20 protein-coding genes are annotated in these 24895 nt (G+C 68.0%); 11 read left to right on the forward strand and 9 right to left on the reverse strand.

Going from position 1 to position 24895, the window contains the following annotated elements:
• Window positions 1-77: 77 nt before the first annotated feature.
• The 5 genes from OHA70_RS29035 (at window position 78) to uvrB (ending at window position 6190) form a co-directional block, all read left to right on the forward strand.
• A complete protein-coding gene (locus tag OHA70_RS29035) occupies window positions 78-1256 on the forward strand; it encodes a PrsW family glutamic-type intramembrane protease (RefSeq protein WP_328322855.1) in 1179 nt (392 codons plus the stop codon).
• Entirely contained in the window at window positions 1253-2284 is a 1032-nt protein-coding gene (locus tag OHA70_RS29040; protein ID WP_328322856.1) for a hypothetical protein, read from the forward strand. Before OHA70_RS29035 ends, OHA70_RS29040 begins: the two co-directional genes overlap by 4 nt.
• Window positions 2281-3207 carry a hypothetical protein gene (locus tag OHA70_RS29045; protein ID WP_328322857.1) on the forward strand — a complete coding sequence of 309 codons (927 nt, stop codon included), beginning with the start codon at window positions 2281-2283 and terminating at the stop codon, window positions 3205-3207. The genes OHA70_RS29040 and OHA70_RS29045 overlap by 4 nt, the downstream gene beginning before the upstream one ends.
• Window positions 3208-3220: 13 nt before the next feature.
• Entirely contained in the window at window positions 3221-3985 is a 765-nt protein-coding gene (locus OHA70_RS29050; protein WP_328322858.1) for a hypothetical protein, read from the forward strand.
• 99 nt (window positions 3986-4084) lie between these two features.
• A complete protein-coding gene (uvrB, locus tag OHA70_RS29055; RefSeq protein ID WP_328322859.1) occupies window positions 4085-6190 on the forward strand; it encodes an excinuclease ABC subunit UvrB in 2106 nt (701 codons plus the stop codon).
• Window position 6191: 1 nt separating this feature from the next.
• On the opposite strand, the gene OHA70_RS29060 is transcribed toward uvrB, so the two are convergent.
• A complete protein-coding gene (locus OHA70_RS29060; RefSeq protein WP_328322860.1) occupies window positions 6192-7100 on the reverse strand; it encodes a nitrilase-related carbon-nitrogen hydrolase in 909 nt (302 codons plus the stop codon).
• A gap of 73 nt (window positions 7101-7173) precedes the next feature.
• Between OHA70_RS29060 and OHA70_RS29065 the strand changes: the two genes are divergently transcribed.
• From OHA70_RS29065 to OHA70_RS29075, 3 genes are all read left to right on the forward strand, one after another.
• Window positions 7174-7911, forward strand: a complete 738-nt coding sequence (locus tag OHA70_RS29065) for an SDR family NAD(P)-dependent oxidoreductase (RefSeq protein ID WP_328322861.1) — start codon at window positions 7174-7176, stop codon at window positions 7909-7911.
• A gap of 10 nt (window positions 7912-7921) precedes the next feature.
• Window positions 7922-8266 (forward strand): MmcQ/YjbR family DNA-binding protein, encoded by a 345-nt coding sequence (locus OHA70_RS29070; RefSeq protein WP_328322862.1) that lies wholly within the window; start codon window positions 7922-7924, stop codon window positions 8264-8266.
• A 273-nt stretch (window positions 8267-8539) separates the two neighbouring features.
• Entirely contained in the window at window positions 8540-9664 is a 1125-nt protein-coding gene (locus tag OHA70_RS29075; RefSeq protein WP_328322863.1) for a TerC family protein, read from the forward strand.
• Between the two features lie 233 nt (window positions 9665-9897).
• On the opposite strand, the gene OHA70_RS29080 is transcribed toward OHA70_RS29075, so the two are convergent.
• The 3 genes from OHA70_RS29080 to OHA70_RS29090 are packed head-to-tail and all read right to left on the reverse strand — an operon-like array spanning window position 9898 to window position 12637.
• Window positions 9898-10764: a C40 family peptidase gene (locus OHA70_RS29080; protein ID WP_328322864.1), complete on the reverse strand. Its 867-nt coding sequence runs from the start codon at window positions 10762-10764 to the stop codon at window positions 9898-9900.
• Window positions 10761-11828, reverse strand: coding sequence for a mandelate racemase/muconate lactonizing enzyme family protein (locus OHA70_RS29085; protein ID WP_328322865.1), 1068 nt, complete (start codon window positions 11826-11828; stop codon window positions 10761-10763). The genes OHA70_RS29080 and OHA70_RS29085 overlap by 4 nt, the downstream gene beginning before the upstream one ends.
• Window positions 11825-12637: a serine hydrolase gene (locus tag OHA70_RS29090; RefSeq protein ID WP_328322866.1), complete on the reverse strand. Its 813-nt coding sequence runs from the start codon at window positions 12635-12637 to the stop codon at window positions 11825-11827. Before OHA70_RS29090 ends, OHA70_RS29085 begins: the two co-directional genes overlap by 4 nt.
• Window positions 12638-12699: 62 nt before the next feature.
• On the opposite strand from OHA70_RS29090, the gene OHA70_RS29095 reads away from it, so the two are divergent.
• Genes OHA70_RS29095 through OHA70_RS29105 form a run of 3 tightly spaced genes read left to right on the forward strand, consistent with a single transcriptional unit; the run spans window position 12700 to window position 15256 of the window.
• A complete protein-coding gene (locus tag OHA70_RS29095) occupies window positions 12700-13638 on the forward strand; it encodes a cobalamin biosynthesis protein (RefSeq protein ID WP_328322867.1) in 939 nt (312 codons plus the stop codon).
• Entirely contained in the window at window positions 13629-14309 is a 681-nt protein-coding gene (locus OHA70_RS29100) for a phosphoglycerate mutase family protein (protein ID WP_328322868.1), read from the forward strand. Before OHA70_RS29095 ends, OHA70_RS29100 begins: the two co-directional genes overlap by 10 nt.
• Window positions 14300-15256 carry a DUF3500 domain-containing protein gene (locus OHA70_RS29105; protein WP_328322869.1) on the forward strand — a complete coding sequence of 319 codons (957 nt, stop codon included), beginning with the start codon at window positions 14300-14302 and terminating at the stop codon, window positions 15254-15256. Before OHA70_RS29100 ends, OHA70_RS29105 begins: the two co-directional genes overlap by 10 nt.
• A gap of 192 nt (window positions 15257-15448) precedes the next feature.
• Here OHA70_RS29105 and OHA70_RS29110 read toward each other — a convergent pair whose 3' ends face one another.
• The 5 genes from OHA70_RS29110 to OHA70_RS29130 form a co-directional block, all read right to left on the reverse strand.
• The gene (locus OHA70_RS29110) at window positions 15449-18385 is read right to left on the reverse strand and encodes a CHAT domain-containing protein (protein ID WP_328322870.1); all 2937 of its coding nucleotides are present in this window, start codon (window positions 18383-18385) and stop codon (window positions 15449-15451) included.
• Window positions 18386-18407: 22 nt separating this feature from the next.
• Window positions 18408-20840: a CHAT domain-containing protein gene (locus tag OHA70_RS29115; RefSeq protein WP_328322871.1), complete on the reverse strand. Its 2433-nt coding sequence runs from the start codon at window positions 20838-20840 to the stop codon at window positions 18408-18410.
• A 25-nt stretch (window positions 20841-20865) separates the two neighbouring features.
• Entirely contained in the window at window positions 20866-21888 is a 1023-nt protein-coding gene (locus OHA70_RS29120) for a hypothetical protein (protein ID WP_328322872.1), read from the reverse strand.
• Window positions 21889-22073: 185 nt separating this feature from the next.
• The gene (locus tag OHA70_RS29125) at window positions 22074-22298 is read right to left on the reverse strand and encodes a hypothetical protein (protein ID WP_328322873.1); all 225 of its coding nucleotides are present in this window, start codon (window positions 22296-22298) and stop codon (window positions 22074-22076) included.
• A 71-nt stretch (window positions 22299-22369) separates the two neighbouring features.
• Window positions 22370-24895, reverse strand: a complete 2526-nt coding sequence (locus OHA70_RS29130) for a caspase family protein (protein WP_328322874.1) — start codon at window positions 24893-24895, stop codon at window positions 22370-22372.

Below are 24895 nucleotides of genomic sequence, written 5' to 3' on the forward strand. Positions count from 1 at the left end.
TTGGGCGGGAAATGATGAATCCGGGCCGAGCTGTACGAGAATCTTCCGGTCCGTCAGTCCAAGGTTGGGAGGATGGCGTGGAGTGTCCGCGCTGTAGCTCTGCTGTTCCCGAGGTCTCGCATTTCTGCCACCACTGTGGCAATGATCTGCAGACCGGGGACGCCGAGCGCAAGAAGGCCTACGCGGCCAGACCGGATGAGCCGGTGGCTTCGTTCAAGCTGGTCTCGACGATCATGCCGCAGGGCGCAGGCCGCCAGCCGTACACCTACCGGGTCGCGCTGGGGATCGCGCTGCTGCTGACGGTCGTGACCGCCGCGCTGGGCGCGCTGCCGGTCGCGATCATGATCGCGGCCTTCGCCATCCCGATCGTCTACATCCTCTACATCTACGACGTGAACCTGTGGGAGGACGAGCCGGTACCGGTCGTCGCGGCGGCCTTCGTGCTGACCGGCGTACTGGCCGCGGTCTTCACCTGGCTCTGGTCGGACAAGATCGGCCTGTCGACCGACCTGATCGGCGGCAACTCGGGCAGCCCGTCCGGGCGCGACCTGCTGATCGTGATGCTGCTGGTGCCGGTCGTCTCGGAGCTGATCCGGCAGATCGGCCCGCTCTACCTGGCCTCGCGGCCGCGGTACGACGACCTGATGGACGGCTTCACGTTTGGCGTCGTGGCCGGTGTCGGGTTCGCCTGCTTCGAGACGCTCGTCCTGCACTGGGGCTGGATCAGCGGCGGCTTCGCCGGTCCGGGCAGCAGCGCGGGCACCTGGATCTCGGTCGTCCTGCTGCAGGGGTTCGTGAAGCCGCTGATCTACGGGTCGGCGACGGGTCTCGCGGTCGCGGAGTTCTCCGGGCTGGGAGAGAAGTACGACGGGTTCACCCCGCGCTGGGTGGTCGGCCTGATCCAGGCGATGGTCGTGAACGCGCTGTTCCAGGGTGGTGTCTACCTGCTCGGCTTCGTCGGCGGGCACGGCTCGACGATCGGCGCCGTGCTCGGCGTGGTCTGGGGCCTGGTACTGCTCGGCGCGCTGATCATCCGGGTCCGTACCGTGCTGCACAAGGGCCTGCTGGAGGCGGCCCTTGAGTCCGCCGCTCGCGGTGGCTCGAACCATGCCTCGGGCGAGCTGGCGTTCTGCTCGCGCTGCGAGATGCCGTTGCTGCCGCACTCGGACTTCTGCTCCGCCTGTGGCAACTCGGTCCGTTCCGTGCCGAAGTCCGAGCGTGGAGTGGCAGTTCAGACTGGGGAGACGCAGGGATGAGCAACCAGCAACCGCCGTACGGAGGCCAGCCGGGACAGCAGCGGCCACCGCAGGGACCACCGCCTGGCTACGGCCAGCCGCCACAGGGTCCGCCGCCTGGCTACGGGCAACCGCCGTACCAGGGCCAGCCTCCGCAGGGACGGCCGCCGCAAGGGCCGCCGGCTCAGGGCCAGCCGCCGCAGGGACGGCCGCCGCAGGGACCGCCGCCTGGGTATGGGCAGCCGCCGTACCAGGGGCAGCCTCAGCAGTACCCCGGCCAGCAACCCCCTCAGGGGTACCCGCCGCAGCAGCAGCCGGGCTATCAGCAGCAGTACCCGGGCCAGCAGCAGTGGGGTCAGCCGGGCCCGCAGTACGCCGCCGGTGGTGGCGGCAAGGGTCCGAACAAGATCCTGCTGCTCGCCGGTGGAGGCCTCGCCGCGGTAGCCGTCATCGGTGTCGTGCTGGCGTTGGTGTTCGGTGGCAACGACAAGAAGATCGACGCGGAGCCGAGCGTTCCCACCACCACGCAGCCGACGACTGAGCCGAGCACCGAGCCCAGTACTGAGCCAAGTACCGAGCCCAGTACGCCGGCCGACGACACCGGCATCGACGTTGCCGAGGGAGTCCGCGTCACCCCGGCCCCGGGGTACAAGCGCGAATCGCTGCCGAAGTACACCGGCGTCTACCTGCTCAACAAGGGCGAGGCCTACTTCATGGTCAACGCCTTCAAGCCGAACCCGGGTGAGACCCCGGCGACGGCACTGGCCAGCCTGTTCACGGTCGAGACCAAAGGCCTGACTCAGGTCAAGAAGAACAAGCCGTTCGAGGACTCGCCCACGACCGGCAACGTCAAGTACCTGGCGTCGCAGAGCTACAGCGCGGTCTCGACCAGTCAGAGCGGCACACTGAAGATCGTCGGCCTGGTCGGTGTGATCCAGCGCAAGGACGGCGTCCTGACGATCATTCAGGTGTACGGGCGGCAAGATAAGCAGGCCGCGGTCCAGAAGGCCGTTACCACGATGCTGGATTCGGTGATCAAGAGCCAGTGAACGGTAAGCGCGACAAAGGCCAGCCACCCCGCAACCCGTGGGTGCGGAAGACCGACGCCGAGGAGGACGAGGAGTCCACCACCCCGGAGCCGGAGCTTCCGCCGTCCCCGTGGTCGCTGGAGGTCCCCGCACGCCCACCGTCCCCCTGGGACACCCCAGAGGCCGGTACTGCGGGCTCGGCGCCGTCCACGTGGGACACGACCGCCACGGCGGCTACCCCAGCAGTGGGCGGCACCGGCGTACAGGGTGTTAGTGAGACTGAGGCGCCGTGGGGCGACCGGGTGGGGCCGCCGTCGCTGCGGCGGCCTGAGCCGGTCAAGAAGGGCTTCAAGCTGCCGCCGGTGGTCATCCCCATCGTTGCGGGTCTCGCTGTCGTAGTACTGGTTGCTGTTGCGCTTGTCCTGCTGACCGGAGGAGACGACAAGGCCGACCCCGGCCCGGTGCCGACGGTCACGCCGAAACCGTCGTACACGCCGCCGTCGAACGCGCTGCCCGTCCAGTTCGGCGTCTCGATCGTGCCGGCGCCGGGCTGGAACGTCGTCGCCAAGGAGACGAACGGCAAGCAGGTCGCCATCTACGGACCGGACGGCGCTCCCCGTGCGTTCCTGTGGGTCCGGCAGAAGCAGAACGTCACCGCGAACGCGTTCGTGGTCGGCATCGTCGAGGGCGAGACGAAGGACAAGATCGCCAAGCTCGACAACGTACGGAACCTGCAGTGCCCCAAGGACGTCTTGGTGGAGTGCGTTGCGCTCTCCTACACCATCACCCCGAAGCCCGGCGCCTCGATCAAGGGCGACGTCGAGGTGTACCGGCGCAAGGACGGTGTGGTCACCGCGCTGGACTACCAGGCCGGGGCGGACTTCGCGGCAACCGCCGATCCCGCGGTGGCGGCGATGAAGCAGTCAGTGCTCGACAGTCTTTGAGTGAGGGGCAGAAATGAGCCAGCAGTACCGAACCCCGCCGCCTCCGCCCGTGCAGGGCGGATGGGGTCCGGGCCCGATCGGGCCGCAGTTCCGGCAGCCCAAGCCGTCGAAGACGCCGTGGATCGTGATGGGCTGTGCCGTGCTCGCGGTGCTGCTGATCGCGGGCGGCGTGGTGCTGATGGTGAGCGGCAAGGACGACGACGGTACGCCGGCCGCCGGCGCGACTCCCGCGCCGGTCGGCACGCTGTTCACCCCTGAGCCGACCGCGCCGCCCAAGACCAAGGGCCCTAACGACGTCGGGGTCGAGGTCGGCAAGGGGGTCTGGTTCACGCCGGCGAAGGGGTGGCTGCAGGGACCGGACAAGACGGTCGGCGGCCAGTACTGGATCCTGCAGGAGAACCGCCAGGGTGGAAAACGCCGCGGCTTCATCGACGGCTATTTCTGGGTCCGGCAGACGCAGCTGTACGACGCCAAGGCGTTCGCCGAGCATCTGGTCGACATCGAGTCGAACGGGTACAAGAACGTCAAGATCGGCAAGGGGACGGCGCTGGAGTGCGCGGCGCCGGTGCTGAAGTCCTGCTACACGGTCACGTACACCGCGGACGTGCCGACGATGAGCGGGAAGCTGCTGCCGTTCAAGGGCTTCATGACGGCGTACGAGGACAAGTACGGGCAGGTCACCGCGACCGACGTGGGACTGGAGACCTCGGTGTACGACCGGCGGGCGAAGGATCTGGCCGCGATGAACGAATCGGTGGTCAAGAGCTACTCCGAGTAGCCGCTGACGTCCGCTCTGGGCGGATTTTCGGAAACTGCCAGACCGGGGCGGTGGGGTGGGGAATGAAAAGTGTCGGCGGCGGGTCGTACGGTGGGTGGCATGAGACAGGTCACCGATCTCCAGCGTATGGTCGCGCCCCTCAAGGTCGTGTCCGACTTCGATCCGGCCGGCGATCAGCCGGCCGCGATCGCCGAGCTCGAGCGCCGGATCAACGCGGGCGAGCAAGACGTGGTGCTGCTGGGCGCCACGGGTACAGGTAAGACGGCGACGATGGCGTGGCTGGCGGAGAAGATCCAGCGGCCGATGCTGATCCTGCAGCCGAACAAGACACTGGCCGCCCAGTTCGCCACCGAGCTACGGCATTTCTTCCCGGAGAACGCGGTCGAGTACTTCGTCTCGTACTACGACTACTACCAGCCGGAGGCGTACGTCCCGCAGACGGACACCTACATCGAGAAGGACTCCTCGATCAACGAGGAGGTCGAGCGGCTCCGGCACTCGGCGACCTGGTCGCTGCTGACCCGGCGCGACGTCGTCGTCGTGGCGACCGTGTCGTGTATCTACGGTCTGGGCTCAGCGGATGAGTACCTGAACCGGATGATCCACGTGAAGGTCGGCGACGAGATGGACCGCGACGGTCTGCTCCGCAAGCTGGTCGGCGTGCAGTACGCGCGCAACGACCTGGCCGGCACCCGCGGCACCTTCCGGGTCCGCGGCGACACGCTCGAGGTCTTCCCGGTCTACCAGGAGCTGGCCGTCCGGGTGGAGTTCTTCGGTGACGAGATCGAGCGGGTGATGACGCTGCACCCGCTGACCGGTGAGGTGCTGAGCGAGGAGGACGAGCTCTACATCGGCGCCGCGACGCACTACGTGACCGCGCCCGAGAAGATGGAGCGCGCGATCACCAGCATCGAGGCCGAGCTCGAGGAGCGGCTGGCTGAGCTGGAGCGTGGCGGGCAACTGCTGGAGGCCCAGCGGCTGCGGATGCGGACGACGTACGACATCGAGATGATGCGTCAGATCGGCACCTGCTCGGGCATCGAGAACTACTCGCGGCACACGGACGGCCGCGAGCCCGGTACGGCGCCGCATTGCCTGCTCGACTACTTCCCCGAGGACTTCCTGCTGGTGATCGACGAGTCGCACGTGACCGTGCCGCAGATCGGCGGGATGTACGAGGGTGACATGTCGCGGAAGCGGACGCTGGTCGAGCACGGTTTCCGGCTGCCGTCGGCGATGGACAACCGGCCGCTGCGCTGGGAGGAGTTCCTGGAGCGGATCGGCCAGACGGTCTACCTGTCGGCGACGCCGGGGCAGTACGAGCAGGACAAGTCGGACGGCCACGTCGAGCAGATCATCCGCCCGACGGGTCTGATCGACCCCGAGGTGATCGTGAAGCCGACCAAGGGCCAGATCGACGACCTGATCCACGAGATCCGGATCCGGACCGAGCGCAACGAGCGCGTCTTGGTCACCACGCTGACCAAGAAGATGTCGGAGGACCTGACCGACTACCTGCTGGAGATGGGGATCCGAACCCGCTATCTGCACAGCGAGGTCGACACCCTCCGCCGGGTCGAGCTGCTCCGCGAGCTGCGGATGGGCGAGTACGACGTCCTGGTCGGCATCAACCTGCTGCGTGAGGGACTCGACCTGCCAGAGGTCTCGCTGGTCGCGATCCTGGACGCGGACAAGGAAGGCTTCCTGCGCTCGGGCCGGTCGCTGATCCAGACGATCGGTCGTGCCGCCCGAAACGTCTCGGGCGCGGTCTTCATGTACGCCGACAAGATCACCCCGTCGATGGAGCAGGCGATCGAGGAGACCAACCGTCGCCGCGCGATCCAGGTCGCGTACAACACCGAGCACGGCGTCGACCCGCAACCACTGCGCAAGAAGATCGCCGACATCACCGACATGCTCGCCCGCGAGGACGCCGACACCGCCGAACTCCTCGGCAACGGCCGCACTCAATCGCGCGGCAAGGCCCCGGTCCCCGGTGGCGGCAAACTCAAGGCCGGCGAGAAGGCACGCGAGCTGGCAGGCGGCCTCCCGTCGTCCGACCTGGCCGACCTCATCCAGCAACTGACCGACCAGATGCACAACGCGGCGGCCGAGCTTCAGTTCGAGGTGGCCGCCCGCTACCGCGACGAGGTCTCAGAACTGAAGAAGGAACTCCGCCAGATGGTCAACGCCGGCGCCAAGTAGCTCAGGCGCTGCCCTCGTTGACGGTGAGGGTGAAGATGTCCGGTCGGCTGTAGTGGCCGACCGGGTCGAAGTCGAGGAACGAACGGTCGCGGTCGGCCAGGTCGATCTCGGCCAGCAGGACGGTCTCGCCGGCCCGCGCTGGGCCGGCGAGGATCTCGCCCAGCGGGGAGATGATCGTGCTGCCGCCGTTGATGAGGATGGTGTCGGGGGAGTCGCCCTGGATGGGGTGAACGTCCTCCGGTAGGTCGGCGCGGGTGAGGTACTGGTTCGCGCTGATGACGAAGCAGCGGCCTTCGAGGGCGATGTGACGCATGGTGGACTGCCACTGGTCGCGATCGTCGACGGTCGGGGCGCACCAGATGTCGATGCCCTTGGCGTACATGGCCTGACGGAAGAGCGGCAGGTAGTTCTCCCAGCAGATGGCGGCGCCGAGTACGCCGGACTGGGTGCGGACGGCGGGCATGGTCGAGCCGTCGCCTTGGCCCCAGAGGTAGCGCTCGGCGGCGGTCGGCAGGAGTTTGCGGTGCTTGGCGGCCAGACCGTCGGCGGGGGCGAAGAAGAGGGCGGTGCAGTACAGGGTGCCGCCATCGCGTTCGATGACGCCGGCGACGAGGTCGACGCCGAGCTGGCCGGACAGTTCCGCGAGTCGGGCGGTCTCGGGGCCGGGTACGGCGATCGCTGCCTCGCGGTACCGCCGGAACATCTCCCGTCCTTCGGTGGACCGCGACCCGACGGTCACCCCGAAGTCGACACCCTTCGGATACCCACCGAGGAAGGCCTCAGGCAGCACCACCAACCGCGCGCCGGATGCGGCAGCTTCGCGGATGAACCGCTCTCCCTTGGCGAGCGTCGCGGGGGTGTCGAACAGGACCGATCCAGCCTGAACAGCAGCAACGACAACGGAAGCCATGCCCGGAGAGTACTTCGTCACCGACGGTCGGCGAGTCGGTACGACGTGTTGGCGGCGGCCATATTCTCGATCGATGAGCACTCAGGAGCTGTCCGGGCAGAAGGCCCTTGTCACCGGAGCGACGTCGGGAATCGGGCGTGCGATCGCGCGCAGTCTGGCGACTGCGGGAGCTGAGGTCCTCGTCACCGGACGGCGGGCCGAGCTCGGTGCCGAGACGGTCGCGCTGATCGAGGCGGATGGCGGTCGCGCGACGTTCGTACCGGCTGATCTGGGGGAGTTGGACCAGGTCGAGCGGTTGGCGCAAGAGGCTGGCGATGTCGGGATTCTGGTGAACAATGCCGGGTTCTACCCGATGGTTCCGACGACAGCGCTGTCGGCTGCGGAGTACCAGTCGGTGTACGACGTGAACCTGCGCAGCGCGTACTTCCTCACCGCCGCGATCGCGCCGCGGATGAGCGCGGGCAGCGCGATCGTCAACGTCTCCTCGACCGGCGCCCAGATCGGGATGGCGATCGCGGCGGGCTACAGCGGCAGCAAGGCGGCGCTGGAGTCGATGACCAGGTCGTGGGCGGTCGAGTTCGGGTCGGCCGGTATCCGGGTGAACGCCGTCTGCGCCGGCATGATCAAGACCGACAAACTCCTGGAGCTCGTCCCCGAGGAAGGCATGCAACAGGTCAGTGCGCCCTGGCCGCTCGGCCGCCCCGGCCTGCCGGAGGAGATCGCTGAGGTCGCCCTCTTCCTCGCCTCACCTCGTGCCAGCTACGTCACCGGCGCCGTCGTCGTAGCAGACGGCGGCCAGACGATCTCCTAACCTGCTGGTTATGAGGCTGACCGCAGGGGAGTTGCTCGAGCACTGTCTGGCCAAGCCGGGGGCGTGGCAGGACGAGCCGTGGGAAGGGGATGTCGTCGCGAAGGTCGGGGACAAGATCTTCGCGTTCCTCGGCTCCGGGGCGGCGGTGGGGGTGAAATGCGGTGGCAACCGGGATGAGGCCGACGAGTTGGTCAATACCTATCCCGATGATGTGTGGAAGTCTCCGTACATCGGGAGGTCCGGCTGGAACACGGTCCGGCTCGGCGCTTCGGTGCCGGACGAGGAGCTGCTCGAACTCGTCGATACGTCGTACGAAACGATCGTCGCGAAGCTGCCGAAGGCGAAGCGGCCGTAGCTCCGTCCGCTACAACCTGACGCCTCAGGGAAGATATTCCCGTTGCTCGGCGTGATCATTCCGACACAGTTCGGCAGCGCGGCCGATTTGGAAACTTCGACATCGACCAGCGAGAATAGTGTCTGTTGAAGGGGAGTATTCCTTCGCGGCGGTGTCGTCATCACGGTCCAGGAGTTCAGCTCCGGCCCGGTACCGCCGGTCAGGTTCGGTTGATCGAGCCTGGCGGAAGAGACCTTCGGAGTCCGATTTTCGTCTGAGCTCCGGAGGTTTATTGTGCACGTTGCCGACTACGTCTGGTACATCACGGTCGGGGTGCTGCTCGCACTGCTGGCCTTTGATGTCTTCGTCATCGGCCGTCGGCCGCACGAACCGAGCACCAAAGAATCGGCCCGGGCGATCATCTTCTACGTCTCGCTGGCGATCGTCTTCGGGCTCGGCGTCTGGGTCTTCTCCGGTGGCCGGTACGCCGGGGAGTTCTTCGCCGGCTGGCTCACGGAGTACAGCCTGAGCGTCGACAATCTGTTCATCTTCCTGATCATCATGGCCAGGTTCCAGGTGCCCAGGAAGTACCAGCAGACGGCGTTGCTGGTCGGCATCATCCTGGCGCTGTTCTTCCGCGGCATCTTCATCGCCGTCGGCGCGGCCGCGATCAACGAGTTCTCCTGGGTCTTCTACCTGTTCGGTGCGTTCCTCGTCTACACCGCGATCCACCTGGCCAAGCAGGGTGAGAACGACGACGAGGACTACAAGGAGAACGCGGTCATCCGGTTCGCCAAGAAGCGGCTGAACGCGACCGACGAGTACAACGGCGTGAAGCTGACTGTGGTGCAGAACGGCAAGCGGCTCGTCACCCCGATGGCGATCGTGATCATCGCGCTCGGTACGACGGACCTGCTGTTCGCGCTGGACTCGATCCCCGCGATCTACGGTCTGACGCAGGAGCCGTTCCTGGTCTTCGCCGCCAACGTGTTCGCGCTGATGGGTCTGCGGCAGCTGTACTTCCTGCTCGGCGATCTGCTCCGGCGGCTGGTCTACCTGTCGCTCGGCCTGTCGGTCGTCCTCGCCTTCATCGGCGTGAAGCTGGTCCTGCACGCGATGCACGAGAACGAGCTCCCGTTCATCAACGGCGGCGAGCACATCAAGTGGGCCCCCGAGATCCCGATCTGGGTCTCGCTCGGCTTCATCATCGTCACCCTCGGCGTCACCACGCTGCTCAGCCTCCACAAGTCCCGCAACATGCAGTCGACGCCGGCGGTCGAGGCTCCGGCTGACGCCGAGGCCGGCACGCCGACCAACGCCGCTGCCACTCAGGCGGGGGGCGGCGAGCTTGACGAGGCAACTCGCGCCGAGCTCGAAGGCTTGAAGGCTCCGGAGCAGTCAGACACCAAGAAGTCCTAGCCACTGAACGATGCCGGCGTCCGATCCCTGCGGGGATCGGGCGCCGGTTCGCTGTCGCCGCCGACGCGCATCTCGGGGGTTAACCCCCGAGATGGTGGGTTGCCTAGCCGGAATCTGACGAGGCAACCTCCCATCTGAGGGGTTATCCCCTCAGATGGGGCCGGGCGCGGCCGGGGTCCGGCGGGGCTGGGGTCGGGCGGGGACGGGGCGGGTGGGGTGGAACGGGGGGAGGGTTACAGGCGGGCGGTGGCGACGAGGGTTTTGCGGCGGTCGGGGAGTAGGGGTTCGTTTTCCAGGCGTTTGCCGGTTTCGGAGGCGTGGAGCATGCCGGCGGGGGAGACGAAACCTACGTGGTGGACCCCCTTGCCGGGGCGGCCGAAGAAGTAGAGGTCGCCGGGCTGGGCTTCGTCGGTGGGGATGTGCTCGAGGGCGTCGCACTGGTCGTGGGCGTCGCGGGGGATCCGCTGGCCCAGCACCCGGTTGACGGCGTGGACCAACCCCGAGCAATCGAGCCCGTACGCCGAAGTGCCGCCCCACAGGTACTCGAGACCGAGGAACAGCGACCCCAGCCGGATCCGATCCTCCGGTACTGCGGGCGAATCGATCGCGCGCAACACCTCGTCCGCAAGCCACCCAGAGCCGCCATCAGGCAACGCGACCCGGGTGAACCCGTCAGCGTGGTCCACCGACGCCAGTACCGTCGCGAACGACAGGTCAGCCAGATGACCCGATCCAGGCTCGGCAAACAGCTGGGCAGTCGGCACAGCCACGGCAACCGGCGCAGTCGCGGCCCCCGGCAGCTCACCGAGATGGCTCGACGGCACCCAGCCCGGATACCCGAGCTCATCGGCCGACGACGGCTGCCACGGCGCGATGATCTCGGACCAGCCGTCGCGCTCGGACCGTACGAGCACCGGCTCGGCGAACAGCAACTGGGTCAGCGTCCGGCCGTGCAGTCCCAGTCGGGTCTCGGTGTCCATCGCCTTGGCCCAGGCGGCGACATCGGGCTGGGCGGCGATCGCCGGAGCATCGATGTCACGCGGCGCATCCGGTGAAGTCCATACGGTGCTGACCGGAACTTTGTTAGAAACTAACTTCATGAGGCCAAGCCTGCCACGCCGAGTCCAGCCGCCGTCGGCAGGTGGATCGTTGAGCTCTCATAACGCACCCCGCCGACCACCGGCGACTCCTTCAGCCACCAGGCGGCATCGAGGTCATTGACCGCCGTCGTCGGGTACGCCGCAACGAGCGCAGCCGCAGCCCCGATCCCCACCTGACTCTCCATCATCGACCCCACAATCGCCCCCAATCCATGCTCTCGCGCCAACTCCAGCAACGTCCGAGCGGTCGCCAACCCACCACACTTGGCCAGCTTCACATTGACCAGATCAGCCGCACCCAGCCGGATCACCGCCACCAGATCCCGTACGCCGTACACCGACTCATCGGCCAAAATCGGCGTACTCACCCGGTCAGTGACCCACGCCATCCCCTCGAGATCCGCCGCGACGACCGGCTGCTCGACCAACTCGATATCGCACCCCGCATCCTCCAAAGCGCGAATCGCGTTCACCGCATCCCGCCGGCTCCACCCCTGATTCGCATCGAGCCGTAGCCGCGGATCAGGCCCGATCGCCTCCCGCACCCGCCGAACCCGCTGGAAGTCAGCCCGAGCATCGCCCGTCCCGACCTTCACCTTCAAGACGTCGAACCCATCAGCGATCCGATCGACCGCCGACGCGGCCAACGCCTCCGCATCCCCGACGGACAACGTCACATCGGTGCGCACCGACGAGACGGTCGACCCGAGGAAGCCGTGCAAGGTCTGTCCCCGCCGACGCGCCACGAGGTCGTGCAGAGCGACATCCACAGCCGCCTTCGCCCCGAAGTTGCCTTGGACGGCACCCTGGATCCGGCGCAACGCCTCGGTGAAGTCGTCGGGTTCCAGCCCGTCGAGCGCGGACGCGATCGGACCTTCGGCGCAGGCCTGGGCGCCGGCCAGCGATTCGCCGGTCACCTTCCAAACCTGGGGCGCCTCGCCCCACCCGCTCAGCTCGCCGTCCGTCAGCTCGACGAGCAGGGAGTCGGCGCTGGTCGCAGTACGGAGTGCAGTGATGAAAGGGGTGTGCAGTGGCGCGGAGACCAGGTGGGTGGTGAGTTTCACCGGATCGCCTCCAGCTCGTGTCGGTGGTTCCAGGCTTCCACAGCGATCTCGGCGATCAACTGCTGCGCCTCGGAATCGGGCAGCTCGGACGTCGTGCAGACGACAAGTACGAAAGGCGAGGCATCGGAAGGCCGGACGATGCCGCCGTCGTGCCGGATCCGGAGGTCCCAGCCGTTCTTGTGCTCAACGCGAGTATCGCTCGGCAGCAGCGCCGGGATCTCGCCGTTCCACGTATTGCCCGCCAGCAAGTCCCGCACATACGAACCGGCCGGTGTCTTGTCATTGCCCACCGCAACCAAAACAGCGGCGAGATCGGCCGGGCTCATCAGATTGCTGATCCCCGCCGCCTGCGCTCCCGCGTCGTCGATGCCGCGCCGAATCACGCTGGCGCCAGACCCGTACTCGGCCAGCACAGCGTTCGCCGCATCCACCCCGGTTTGCTCCAACACCAGATCGGTGGCGAGATTGCTCGACCGCGTGATCATCTCGGTGGCCAGCCAGCCCAAGGTCACCTGCTCGCCGAGATGCGTCCAGGTCGCCGGCGCCTCGTCCTCGGCCGGATTGACCCCGAACCGGCCGCCCGCCGCCGAGGCGAAGTCGTTGTGCACGGCCACCGCCTGGTCGAGCGCCAGCTCACCGGCCTCGACCAGCCGCATCATCGCGATCGCGACCGGCAGTTTCATCGTGCTCGCGGCGTAGTGCGTGCGCTCCGCGTGGTGCCGCAACACCGCTTTGCCGTCGAGCCGCCCCAGCCAGACACCGAACTCACCCCGCCCGTCGACCCCACGGAGTTGGTCTGCAATTCCCATGATCGTCACCCTTCCACACCTGGGGCACCCTTGAACTTGCCGGGCCTGGCAGACTTCCGGGAGTGTCCAGAGCGCTAGGTCTTGTCCTCGGCTTCGCCGCCGATCGCTGGCTGGGCGACCCACGCCGCTTCCACCCGGTCGCCGGCTTCGGTCAGGTCGCCGGGCGGCTCGAGCGCAGCCTGTACTCCGATTCACGCGCAGCCGGTACGACGTACGCCGCCCTCCTCATCGCCTCCGTAACAACCGTCGGCGTGGCAGCCGAAAAGCTGACCACGGGCCGCCCCATTGCGCGGACCGTGCTGACCGCGGCCGCAACCTGGGCAGTCCTGGGCGGGCGGAGCCTAGAGCGCGAGGCCGAGGTAATGGCCACTTACCTGGACGCGAAAGAAATCGAGGAAGCCCGCGGCCGACTCAGCTACCTCTGCAGCCGCGACGCGACTGATCTCGAAGCGGACGAGCTGGCCCGGGCCACAGTCGAGTCGGTGGCGGAGAACACCTCCGATGCGACCGTCGCGCCGCTGGTCTGGGGTGGGTTGCTCGGGATCCCCGGGCTGATCGGCTACCGCGCGGTGAACACGCTCGACGCGATGGTCGGCTACAAGTCGCCGCGCTACCGCAACTTCGGGTGGGCGTCGGCGCGACTCGACGACCTGGTCAACCTGGCACCGGCGCGCGTCTGCGCAGTACTGGCCGGCCTGGTCTCGGGCCGACCTGGCGAGTCCTGGCGGGTCTGGCGGCGAGACGCTCCCGGCCATCCGAGTCCGAACGCGGGTCCGGTCGAGGCGTCCTTCGCCGGGGCGCTCGGGTTGCGGCTGGGTGGGGTCAATTCCTACGGTTCCGAGGTCGAGGATCGGGGAACGCTCGGCGACGGGTTGCCGCCGACGGTCGCGGACATCCGGCGTACCGCGTCACTCGCCCGGCGCGTCGCCTACGCGGCGGCAGCGGTTGCGGCGATCGTGGCGTTGCGTCCGAAACGGGGAGGGGAGTCTGAATGCATCTGACCCAGCGGCCGATGCGGATCGTGCTGATCCGGCACGGCGAGTCCGAGGCGAACCTGGACAAGGCGATCTACGAGACGGTGCCCGACCACTCGGTCCCGCTCACCGCCCATGGGCACGAGCAGGCGGCCGAGGCGGGCAAGCAGTTGCGCGAGGTCTTCGAGGGCGAGCCGGTACGCGTCTACGTCTCGCCGTACCTGCGGGCGCTGCAGACGCTCGACTCGCTCGGGCTGGACGACCTGATCGGGATCGCCCGGGAGGAGCCGCGGCTGCGTGAGCAGGACTGGGCGAACTACCAGGACACCGAGGACATCGTCCGGCAAGAGGCGCTGCGGGACTCGTACGGGCACTTCTTCTACCGGTTCACGCACGGCGAGTCCGGCTCGGACGTGTACGACCGGGTGTCGAGCTTCCTCGAGACGATGCACCGCGACTTCGAGACGCCCGACTCGCCGCGGAACGTATTGCTGGTGTCGCATGGGCTGACCATGCGGCTGTTCTGCATGCGCTGGTTCCACTGGTCGGTGAAGTTCTTCGAGACGCTGCGCAACCCGGGCAACGCGGAGACCCGCGTCCTGCTGCGGCAACCGGACTTCCGCTACAAACTGGACCGGCCGTTCGAACAATGGACCGAGCACACTCCGACTGAGAGGGAGCGATCGGCATGGTTGTAGAACAGTCCAGGGATGCCGCCGTCGAGCTGCTGGCCGCGTTGAGCCCGGAGCTGCGGGCGAAGGCCAAGGCGCCGTTCGACACGCCTGACCATCAGGTCTGGACGTACCTGCCGGGCGATCGTCCCGGGGTGACGCTGGGGGAGTTGTCGGTCGAGCAACGGCGGCTCGCCTCCCGCTTGCTCGAGATCGCGTTGAGCGAGCGCGGGCTGGCGGATGCGCGATCGGTGATGTTCACCGAGGCGCTCCGGCGCGGACTGCCGCAGGCCGAGCCGGGGTCGACGGTGGATGTCGGGTCCGAGCAGCGGTACTTCCTGCGGGTGCTGGGCGATCCGTCGGGCATGGATCCGTGGGCTTGGCGGCTCAACGGGCACCACATCGCGTTGCATGTGACGTTCGTGTCGGGTGCGATCGGGTTCACGCCGCAGTTCTTCGGGTCGGAGCCGGCGATGGTGTTGTCCGGGCCGCATGAGGGGTTGCGGACACTCGCGGCCGAGCAGGATCTGGGGTTCTCGTTCTTGGATTCGCTGGAGGCTGGTCAGCGGGAGCTCGCGATCGTCTCCGACACGGCACCGGCCGACATTCTCACCCGGTACGACCCGGTCGCTGACCCGCACGTTCTGCTGCGCGGCCTTCCGTACGGGGAGCTGACGCCGGAGCAGCGGCAACTCTTCAGCCTGCTGCTCGGTCAGTACATCGGCCGCGCGGCAGGGCCGATCGGGTTGCAGACGTGGCAGGACATCACGGAGCAGGGGATCGAGCGGCTGACCTTTGCCTGGGCCGGTGCGACGGCGCCGGGCGGCGGCCATTACTACTCGATTGCCGGGCCGACGTTCTTGGCGGAGTACGACAACACCCAGAACGACGCCAATCACATCCACTCAGTCTGGCGTTCGCTGACCAACGACTGGGGCACCGACCTCCTGGCCGCCCACTACGCGGCCCACTGACTTCAGGTGGGTTGCGTCACTCCTTGCCTCGTGCTGCATGCTGCGAAGTCGCCGCAATCGGCGTTGGAGTTCAGCCGACAGCTCGTCCGGGTCGGCGCCGGCCTCGATCCGCGCGGAGACCGCGTCGTGTAGCTCTTGAAGGAACATGTCTGTTAGACGCTCTCTGAGATCGACCATGGCGGTGGTCCGTCGTCAGAGACCGCGGCAGGCCAGCGCGGCCCAGAGCGCCGGACGGGTCAGGTCGACCGTTTCGATGGTTCTGAGGTGGGGGCCGGTCAGCAGTGGCGGCAGGTCGCGCTCGGGGTCGAGCATCCACCGGTGGACGGCGTTCACCGCGGCCGCCGGCGGCAGGCGATGATCGACGAGCATCAAGTGCGTCATGAAGAGGGCGAGCTCGGCGAACCGCGGTGGGACCGGCTGCTGCCAGCCGATGACGCTGGAGAAACCCACGTCGAGGAACGCGTCGGCGGCCGAGGCGAACTCCTCGGTGTCCGGTTTGGCGAGAACGACCAGTCCGTTGCCGTGCACGTCGTCGTCGCGCAAGGCGAGCACGTCGCCATCGGCCAGCAGGAGTGCCGGCCCGCCATCCTGTCGGAGCCCGCAGGCCAGATGAGTCGTCGATGCGCCGGACAGACTGTTTAGCACTTCGTCTCTCGTGCCGGCAGCGTCCACCAGCTCGATGGCTCGACCCACACAGGTCGACCGCGGGTAGAACAGACGCCGCAGCACCATGACGTCGGCCATCTCCGAGTCGCGGTCACCTCGGGGGTTGACCACGAACAACGCAGCGTCCGGGACCGGCGCGGGCGGGCGGCCGGCCAGGTCGATCACGCGTCTCCCGGACGACACATAGGCGACGCCTACGTCCCGGGCAAGGCGACGGCCTGCACCGGTGCGTACGGCAGGCATGGCGAGTCTGCTGAGGTTGCCGGTAGCAACAACGAAGAGACTGCCGGTGCTCCACCGCCCCGTGATCGCCGACCAACCGGGGTCGTCCAGCAGCAGCGGATCGATCACCGGTACGTTCGCGAGCACATCGACACGGTCGGTTTCCGCATCCAGGCACAACACCCCGGCGGTCCTGCCCGCGTCATCGGTCGGGTGAAGGTAGACGAGCGCCTTGGCTCCGGCCTTCCGAACCGCGGTGGCGACCTCGGCAGGCACCGGCACCTCGACCGCCGGCGAGGCCTGAGGATCGATACCGAGAACGACGCCGAGAACGTCCTCCGCGGTCGGCACTGGTACGCCGGATGCCGCCGCTGCGACTTCGAGCGCGGTGAACGCCTCCGCAGCGTGCGCCTCGGCCAGCATCTGTCCGGCGAACCAGGCGGCGCTCACGGTGTCCTGTCCGCCGCCGTCCAACGCGTTCATCCCAGCATCACGGCTGCACTCGGCATCTCCAGGCGCTCCGCGTCGACGGTAGGCCGTCGCGAGCCGCCACCACGATCGAGTGCGCAGCCCCATCCACTCGTCACCGAGTTGCTCGGCCGCGGCGGACAGTAGCCGGGTGGCCAGGTCCAGCGCCGAATGCTCCGAAACCAGCTCGAGACAGCTCGCGCCGACCACCGCGGCGTACGGTGGCGAAAGGACATCTCCGGCGAGCTCGTCGACGACCTTGCGAAGGGCCTGGGCGTCATCGTGAACTAGTGCGTCGAGCAGGCTGATGAGTCCCTTGGGTGCCGGTCCCGCGAGCGTGCGGACGGTGTCGGCGTCGAGCGCCCGGATTGCCGCCGCGAGCCGTACCTGTTGGACCGCGGTCGACAGCGCGGCGTACGCGAAATGATCGCTCGGGATGGCCGCGACAGCAGCCTCGAGTGGGCCCGCGTCGGCGTCGAGGCCACTGGTCACGACGCGACACAACTCGCTGAGCGCGACCACCGGAGCCGAGCGCGTGGAGACCTCCGCCGCGAACTCCGCGAAATGGCCACTGATCGTCGCGGCCAGCGGTCGTACTTCGTCCAGCATGCCGCCGAGCGCTTCCACGATCGCGGCAGCGGCCGGGTGGTGCGGCGGGACGAATCTCGCCGCGGCCTGGAGCTGCTTCGCTGCGGCATCGCTGACACCGGTCTCCTCCGCATCACCCCATCCGCTACCGTCACGCTGCTCCCGCATACACAGCCCGCAGGCCGCCACCAAACGATCAAGGCCTGCCTCAAGCTGGTAGCCGTCCTCAGCTGCGGCGACCGCTCCGACGGCCGCACCGACAAACGCGTCCAAGTCCGCGGCTTCGACCTGCTCCGGACCCGCTTGCAGCAGAACCAGCACCTGCTCCCAGGCAGGCCGTTCGGGAATTTCTGACAACTCCGCCAACCGGCTCCGCGCGGCCTGCCGAGCGGCGTCCGGTACGGGCGGGGCAACCCGGGCCGGCTCCGCTCGCCGTGGCCGCAAAGGAGGCGCCACCGGAGTCGAGCCGCGCATCGTGGCAACGGGATAGTCGACTGTGTCGACCGTGTCGAAGCTGACGCCGAAGGACATCGGCGAAGGCACTCCCGCGCTGCCCAGCAAGGCGAACGACCCGCCGCCCTGTTGCATCTCCTGCACCATCGCCATCGCGCTCATCATCTTGCCGAGGTCGAGGCTCGCCAGATTGCCGCTGAGCATCGGCAGAATGGCCTCGGCCATCGTGAGCAAGGTCTTGACCAGAGTGGTCAGCTGAGGGCTGAGCTCCGGACCGGCAATTACCTCCTGGAGGTACTGGATAGCCTTGTCCGCGTCAGCCTTCGACGCGTCCGATGTCCCACCCAGGAAGCCGCCGCGCGCTGCCGCAGGGGTCAGTGCCTCCGTCGCCCGGTTCAGATGCAGCTGGCCGAGGGTCACCCGCGTCGTCGTGAGCTGTACCGGCGGCAAGGCCGTACTGGCGAGCGCCTCGCCCAGCCGCTCGATCCCTCTGTCCCGGTCGTCCGTCGAACTCCCGTGCGCGCCGTGGCGGGCCGTCAGAAGCCAGCCGAGTTGCGCGGCGATCTGCCCGCGGACCGGGTCGTTGGGGTGGACGAGGCGATAGGCCTGGTCGAACGCGGCGATCGAGTTGTCCAGATCGGCCCGTGCACTTGGGGTCCCCGGGCCCGCACGCCAGTAAGCCATTCCGTGCTTCTGACCTTGCCGGACCCACTGCTCGACGGTCTGGTCCATCACATTGCCACCTTCCGGTTGGTCATTGTCCCGAGTGGACGAAGCCGGCCCACGAGGTGATGCGGGTGGGGTCGGTGTCCGCGAGCAGGCGGCGCAGCGGTGCCGGCATGTCCGGCGGTGGCGTACGGCCGTCGTCCAGCATCCACAACTGCGCCTGGCGGAGCGCGTCCCACGGGAGACAGCTCTTGGTGATCAGGAAGTGGTGGAACATGTACATCAGCAGCGAGGTGTCCCGGTCCGGGATGCTCCACTGGGTCGACAGCACCGACCGGGCGCCGGCAGCGAGGAACAGTGTGCCGAGGCTGTACGCCTCGTCATAGCCGTGAATCGACTGCCCGGTGTGACATCCGGCCAGCACCACCAGGCTGACGGGGTGCCGCTCGACGTCCAGGACACCGATCAGCTCCTCGGCAGTGAGGTTCCCGCCGGCCAGGAGCAGATGGGACGACGCCTTACCTGGATCGGTCTTCCTGTCTCCGTGGGTGGCGAAGTGGATCGTCGTTCCGGCGTGCGATCCCGCTGCCCGCAGCCACGCGCGAACCTGGTCGGGGGTGCCTGCGCCCGAGCCGCTGACGGTTCCATCGGGCCGGCGGCCGAGATAGGTCGCGCCCGGATAGAACGTCCGATGGATCGCGTACGCCTCGACGCGTGCCGACAGCAGATCCGGCACCGGCTCGCCCGTCGGCGGGTCTGCCACCATCAGCCCGGTCGCTGTGTGTGGTATACGTTCGGCCGCCGCTGAGGCGCACAGCATCCGGGCCGACGCTGCCTGCGAAAGAGCAACGAGCTCTGTCAGGTACGTCCCGTCGGGCCGTCGGGCCGCTTGCCACGGAACTCGCGCCAGATCGCCCATCGGAATGAGCACGAGCCGCGGCACCCGGCCCGACCCGTCGCCGAGAGCCGACTCGACGATCGGACCCATCGCGGCCTTCCACGCCCAGCCACACAACGCGTCGAGCCGCTCGGCGAAGTCTGCCGTCTCAGCCTGACCGACCTCGCGGCTACTGCGCAGCGCCCTGTCGGTTGCGGCCACGGCGGCGAGATACCGCTCGATCTCCGTCTTCTCCCCGATCGTGAGATCGGGCAGCGTGAGAAACCAGGGCTGCCCCTCGGCAGGAGCGATCACCGCCCAGCCCGTCAGCGGCGGCTCAGCGGGCACCAGGTAGACCAGAGCATCGACAGCGAGACCTCCCAGCGCATCCTGGATCTCTTCCAGGGTTGGCGGATCGAGTAGGTCGGTGTCGCGGGTCAGTACCTCGATGACGTCGTCCCGAATCCAGGCCGACGGCTGCTCCTCCGACCTCCACCGCTCGGCCAACACGTCCTCGCCGGCATCGGTAAGGCGGGTGTACGGATCGCGCAGCTCGGTCGCCGCGAACAACAGGAGGCCCCGGCCGGCGTCCAGCGCGCGCAGCGCGCCCTCGGTGTCGCCATCGATGAGACAGCGGGTGGCTGATTCCTTGGCATCGCGTGCGGCGTCCTCGGCAGTCGAGCGGGCGGCGCCCGGATTCGGCTGCGACATCACCTGCCAGGCGTAGCCGCGCAGCCCGTCCATCGCGATGAGGTTCGACGAGCTGCCCTCCCCGCGACGCCGAAGGTACTGGGACAGCATGTCGTTGACCAGACTCCAGTGTGGATGGGAAGGCCCGCCGGCCAGCTCCCGCGCTTGCTCCAGCACAGCGATCGCTTCGTCCACATCGCTGAGTGATCCGGTGACCTCCGAGCGGCGGTAGACGGCCGTTGCGAGGCCGACCAGGTAGAAGACGTTCTGTTGGTGATTGCCGGACAAGGTCACGGCCTCCCGTAGATCAGCGATGGCTCTGTCGATCTGTCCGCGGTCCAGCCCGCCGTGGGCCAATACGTTGCAGGCAGCGGTGAACAGGCACATCGCACGCTCGATGCCGGTGGCGTCCGGGCGGTTCGCGAGCTCGCGAACCGCGTCGAGCCGGCGCTCGCGTACGTCGACGTCAGGATCCGGCGCATCGTCGTCCATTGATCGCATCAGTTCCGACACGAGGGTGATGTCCGAGATCAGCTTCCGGACGATCGGCGAGTCCGGCAGATCCTCGGAGCGCTTCAAGAGATCGGAGGTCAGGGCGCGGGCAGCGGCCGTGTCGCCACGCAAGTGGGCTTGTACTGCGTCCAGGTACTGCGGCGCCACCTCCATCATCGGGCCGGCCTGTTCGCCGGCCACCTCACTGAGGTTTTCGAGCACCCGGAGCATCCCACCCACGTCGGTGACGGGTGCGATCGACAGCTTGATTACCAGCCGGGTGGACTCGACCAGAGCCTGGATCTGCGAGTCGTCCGCGAACTGCACCGCCAGCTGCTCCACCTCGGCCAAGGCCGCGCGGGGATCGGCCAGTTCCTGGTTGGACGCCGCGGTCTGCACCTCCATCATCCGGGCTGCGGCCCGCGCCCTCGGCCAGTTGGGATCCGTGGTCGATCCGTCCATGCGATGTTCCTCCTCGATCCGCCTCCTACTGTTCTGACGGACGGTCGAGGTTTCCGAGCAGCTCGAGGGTCGCTGTGACGATTCGCTTGAGCTTGACCGGGTCGTCGATCAGGTCGGCGACCTGGTCGAGGTCGCCCTCGTCGGTAGGTGTGTTCTCCAGGTCGTGGCCGGCCGGCCGGCCGCCGAACACCTCGGCGAGCACCTCGGTGACCACCGTGGTGGCGTCCTCGCCGCGGTTGATGCGCGTGGTCATGACCTCGATGGAAAGGCCCGCCAGCTCACGGAGTACTGACTCGTCACGCTCGTGCCGGCTCACCAGGGGAAGTGGCGTCGGGTCGGTGTCCGCGGTGGTGTTCGACGGGTACCAGACCTGCGCCTGCTTGCGGCCGAGCGGGCGCTCGACGTACTTCTCGTACCAGGGGAGCCGTCGGCGCATGGCGGCCAGAACGGTCTCGACCTCGGCGGCGACGACGGCCTCGCCGGCAGTGTGGCCACCGGTGATTCCGGCCCGCCTTTCGGCCAAGGCGCCCAGCGGCCACAGTGCGGATCCGGCCGTCGCATCGGCGCCGACCCACTCCAGGATCGCCTTGGCCAGGTCGACCAGCCAGGGGTCCCGGCCGAGCACGTCGGCGAGCCACGCGGGTACCCGGGGCTTCTGCGGTGCGCCGAGTTGGCCGCGGCGTACGCGGTGCGCGTCGACAGTGGCCCGAAGGAGGCGCGAGGTGAGCCAGCCTTCGAGGGTCGTGATCGGCAGGTCCGCGTGGGCGAACAGGTGGTCCACGACCGCGTCGACGTCGTTGTGGTAGCGCTCCAGGCAGTCGGGCAGCAGCCGCTGCATCTTGCCGGCGCACTGGTAGTGGTGCCGCTTGCGCTCGACCGGCCTGGTAACCCGCTCGTACACGAGTGGCCCAACGATCTCGGTGGCGCCGGCCCGCAGCCTGCGCTGCTCGTCGCGGGATCCGTCCCGGAACCGCTGGGTAAGCTCTCCGGTGGTGGCCAGCCGGCGTACCTCGTCCGCGTCGGCGGACGGTTGCTCTGGATAGGTCACGGCGAGCGCTCCTCTGCATCGACGTCGCCGTCGCAGCGGCGCTTGCACCGAGCGTGGAGGTCCGCGGAACCGTGAGAAATGCGGTCAAAAAGAGATACGGGAAACTACGTACGCGTCCCGGAAAAGGTGCTGGCATACGTACGGGCCGGGTCCTGAGCGGACCCGGCCCGAACGTCACCGGTCGGTCAGGACATCTCGCTGGGCTTCGGTCCCTTGGTGAGGTCGAGCACGACGCTGGCGGCGGCCGCGCCGTTGAGGAAGACCGTGACGGAGTGCCCGGCGGGGTCGTAGAGCTGGAGTTCGACCGTGCTGCGATTCATCATCGCGTCGCGGACGAGCCGGACGATGCCGTCGGCGTCCGCGTCGGCGATGCCCCACTCCTGCTCGCCGATGGTGAGTTTCTTGTTCATCCTGGCGCTACCTTTCGATGGTGCTCGTGAACGAGCGATTGGTTGGTTGGTTTGTTGTTCCGGACGGCTCGTCAGGCCACCGCCTCGACCGAGAAGGTGAAGGTGAAGTCCTGCGGGTGCCGCTCGTGGCGGCCGATCCCGAACTGCTCCTGCGCGAGCAGCGACGTGCGGTAGAGCCCGACGTTCTGGCCGACGACGCCGGTCAGCAGCTCGTACGCCGTGTTCACCAGCACCGCGCCGGCGCTCGCCGCAGCCACTGCGAGGGCGGCATGCGGCGCGGCCATGACGAGTCCGCCCACACCGGCCAACGCCGCTCGTCCCTCAGCGCTGTCGAGCTTGCTGGCCAGCAGGTCGCTGAGCGCGAGGCTGCCGGTCGCGTCCCGGGAGACCCAGACCGCGATGTCCAGGAACTCCACCGCAGGCCCGTGGTAGATCAGCAGGTTGTCGAGCGGCAGCCGTTCGTCGTCGCGGATGTTGCTGAATCGCGTGGTCTCGGCCCGGTAGACGGGTTGGGCACCGGCGCCGCCGGTCAGCACCATCGCGTCGACCCGGATGTCGGCGCTGCGCAGTGCCCGGTTGCGGTGCACGATCAGCTCGGCGATCCGGACCGCGACCTTGCTCGGCGCGGGGTCGCGCGGTGAGAGCAGACGTACCGGCTGTTGCGGCCGGTCGTCGATCAGGAACTCCGGCCGCTCCGCGGTGGGCGGCGGGGTCGGGCTCAGCGTGAAGTCGATCGACTCGACCGAGTAGCGGACCGACGCGGCCGGAGCATCGCCGACCTCCCGGCTGGCGCCGGTGACGATCTGGCTCAGCAGACGCTCGAGTCCTGACGCGTCCGCACGCAGACGGGGCGCGATGCCCTCCCGGGCGCCGTGCTGCCGCAGTACTCCGACATCGACCGGTCCGTCGCTGATCAGGACGAGGACCGACTCCGGCCGCGCGACCGTCTTCTCGGTGCCCTCGGGCCAGTGCATGTCGACGCCGGTGAGTTGCCCCAGGTCGTCGCTCCAGCCGTAGGTGTATGAGGCCCGTGGAGCCAGCCGAACGCCGCCCGGGTCAGAGCCGTTGAGGATCGAGATCGCGGAGGTCACGCCGATGTCGATCAGTGACACGAACACCGCCTGCTGGCCGTTGTTGCGGAGCCGGAAGAAGACGCGCTCCTGGTCGTAGGCGAAGAGCAGCGCTCCCGTTCGATCGAGTCGCTCCTCCTGGCCGTCCCGGACCCGGCCCCACTCGATCACTACGTCGTGCTCCAGCGGTTTGGTGGGATCGCCGGCCAGTCGCCGCAGAGCCTCGGCCTGAGCGATCCGCTGCAGGTTGGCCATCACTGAGTTGATGCCGGTCGCCGTTGGCTGGTGCGGCCGATGCAGCGGCACACCACCGTCCTGGACCACCAGCTCTCCCTGAGCGTCGACGACGACCTCGATGGGCGTCGGTCCGTCGGTGACCGCGTCGGCCTGCCGCAGGAGCGGCCGCAGCGCTATCGCCTCGAGCAGCTCCTTGGTCACCGGGTGATCCTGAGGCAGCTGTACCGGCAGAGCTGGTGCTCCGGCGTGAGTGCGGTGCGCGCGGGCGTCGAGGGGCAGTGCCTGCCCGGCCCTCTCGAGCCGCAGTTGCGCGACCGCTGACGTCGGCAGAAGGCGATCCACCGTCGCGTCGCCGAAGGCCGGTCCGTCCTTCGGTCCCGTGGCAGTCGACGGCATGATGGCAAACTGGTCGCCGAGTTCGACACCGAGCAACGGCGCACCGAGCAGTTGGATGCGGTCCGGTCCGTCGGCTACGACCGGCAACGTGGCCAGCGGCTCCAGATCGGTTGTCTCGAAGGGCTGCCGGTCCGACGGCCCTTCCGCCTCCGGCCGCTGGATGGGCGCCATCTCCTGTACGTCCCGGCGGACGACGTCAATGAGAGTGGACCAGCTGACGCGCAGCCCTTCCGATTCGCGAAGAGCCCGGGACAAGGCATCGGTCATCAGCCCCATCGTCACGCCGTCGCGGTTGGTCGCCTCGTAGGAGGACTCCGACGGCGAGCAGGCAACCACTCGGACGGCTCGCGGATTGCTGACGAGGTGGCGCTGGTGCACCGGCAAACCATTCTCCACCAGCCTCTTGAGGTGCCGCTCGAGAACCTCGTACGTCGGCTTCCAGGTCACCGGCCGGAGCAGCGTCTTGACCCGCAGGTTGGAGTTGCGGGACATGTGTGCGGCGTGGCAGCAGTCGAGGACGACTGTCGCGTTCGGCACCTGGGCGGTGAGCCGGGCAAGCAGCACGGACAGCTCGACACCGGTGACACCGCGGAAGTCGTCGTTGTCGGAGTCGACGTAGTCGTCCGGCAGGATGAACTGAAGCTCCGGGCCGTCCGGCGTCAGCAGCCGGCCGCCATGGCCGCTGTAGTAGACCACGACGGCGTCGCCCTCGTCGCTGTCCTTGATGAGCTTCTCGTACGCGTCGAGCACCGCGGCCCGGGTGGCGTGTGGTGTGACCAGGCGTTCGATCTCGAAGCCACGCGGTTGCAGAGCTCCCGCCATCGCCTCGACGTCGTTGAGCACACCGGTCAGGTTGTTGGTCTGCGCACCGATAAGAAGGGCTTTTCGCGTCAT

Origin of the sequence: Kribbella sp. NBC_00382 (assembly GCF_036067295.1) — a bacterium.
In the GTDB taxonomy this organism is placed as follows: domain Bacteria; phylum Actinomycetota; class Actinomycetes; order Propionibacteriales; family Kribbellaceae; genus Kribbella.